This window comes from Thiolapillus sp., from assembly GCF_048562965.1.
Classification (GTDB): Bacteria; Pseudomonadota; Gammaproteobacteria; order Chromatiales; family Chromatiaceae; genus Thiolapillus; species Thiolapillus brandeum_A.
In genome coordinates, this window is sequence record NZ_JBHNMF010000827.1 from 1 (window position 1) to 1,281 (window position 1,281).

3 protein-coding genes and 1 pseudogene are annotated in these 1,281 nt (G+C 52.5%); 2 read left to right on the forward strand and 2 right to left on the reverse strand.

Annotated features, from left to right (window positions below; genetic code table 11):
- Positions 1-177: transposase (locus ACOCD2_RS20405; protein ID WP_419625996.1), on the forward strand; the 177-nt coding region annotated here is incomplete at its 5' end.
- A gap of 235 nt (positions 178-412) precedes the next feature.
- Here the strand turns inward: ACOCD2_RS20405 and ACOCD2_RS20410 are convergent.
- Positions 413-574, reverse strand: coding sequence for a hypothetical protein (locus ACOCD2_RS20410; RefSeq protein ID WP_419625992.1), 162 nt, complete (start codon positions 572-574; stop codon positions 413-415).
- Here ACOCD2_RS20410 and ACOCD2_RS20415 point away from each other — a divergent pair.
- Positions 557-745, forward strand: a complete 189-nt coding sequence (locus ACOCD2_RS20415) for a hypothetical protein (protein ID WP_419625994.1) — start codon at positions 557-559, stop codon at positions 743-745. The genes ACOCD2_RS20410 and ACOCD2_RS20415 overlap by 18 nt on opposite strands.
- Before the next feature lie 247 nt (positions 746-992).
- Here ACOCD2_RS20415 and ACOCD2_RS20420 read toward each other — a convergent pair.
- Positions 993-1,281: pseudogene (locus tag ACOCD2_RS20420) on the reverse strand (IS701 family transposase); the annotation flags it as partial.

The following is a 1,281-nucleotide window of genomic DNA, read 5'->3' on the forward strand; positions in this document are numbered from 1 at the left end:
ACCGGAACCTTTCATTCTGTAAGCCTTAAGCATGTTCCCAGGTATCTTGCAGAGTTTGAGTATCGGTTCAACCGGCGGTATCGATTGGATGACATGATTGAGCGACTCGCCTACGTTGGCATCAGGACGCCTCCCATGCCGTATCGTTTCTTGCGAATGGCTGAGATTGGTGGGTAATCAAGAATAATTTTGAAGGGTACTTTCTCTATAAAGTCGAAAAAGCGCCCCTTCCTGACGCTAAATTGTATTGCTTGGCAAGGTCCACCTGCTTACGATCACGTTGAGCCTTGATCTCAGCACGAAGCTTTAGTGTGGTACGGGCTTGTGGATGGATGACCATGGCGTTATGCTTCCTCCGGGTTTTGCGTGAGCCAGTCGTTCAATATCTGGCGGGTTCGGAACAAAGGATAGCTCATTTTTGGAATATAATCACACGGGACACGACACGGCTGGGGCACAAATAGGTTGTCAAAGGCCGAGTTGATTTTGGGGCTGGGATGCCCCAAAATCTATCACGAGGCCGAAGACACGCTTGGGCTAGGCGATCAACGATGCCATGCGGGCCATCGAGCAAGAGGATCCCGACCTCAAAGACGTGCTGCCCAAGACCTACAACCGGCTGGAGAACGCCACCCTGGTGGAGCTGCTCAAGCTGATGGGCTCCATTTTCATGGACATTGAGGGCGACGCCTTCGGCAGGATCTACAAATACTTCCTCGGCAAATTCGCCATGACCGAGGGGTAGAAGGGCGGCGAGTTCTACACTCCCACCAGCATCGTCGAGATCATCGAGCCCTGTCTAGGCAACGCGCGTACTTCCGACAAGTCAATCGACGACCGAGGCAGGCACGATCGTTTGGGAGGCCGACACAGCGGGTTTCGTAGTCACGGCAGGCTGGCAACGGCAAAGAAGTGTATGTTTTGGGTATTGGTTACTGATTTTCAGGAGACTGAAGTTTCACCATTATTTTCACTTCCCTGATCTTGCAAACTCAAGCCACCATGCGTAGCAGAAGGGAGACGAAAGTATTTTGCCGGCATTTCTCCCGGTCTGGCCAAAGTCTGAGAAAATCCTCAGATAGCGCGGCATCGGCAATCAGTCTCCGGACATCGGAAAAGGCAAAACTGGTACGCCCTTTGACCACATGGCGCCGTTGGGGATCTGCCTTGATGCGATCGGCATAGATCCCGGTAATGGTCGTCGCCATCATACAGAAGTTCAGATGATTGATCACCGCATGTGCATTGCGCGTCTGGCTTTTGGCGCTGCCGATCTCCTGC

What these genes read in the sequence shown, in the direction of transcription:
- ACOCD2_RS20415 (WP_419625994.1), top strand. Translation starts at nt 557, where the DNA reads ATGCGGGCCATCGAGCAAGAGGATCCCGACCTCAAAGACGTGCTGCCC.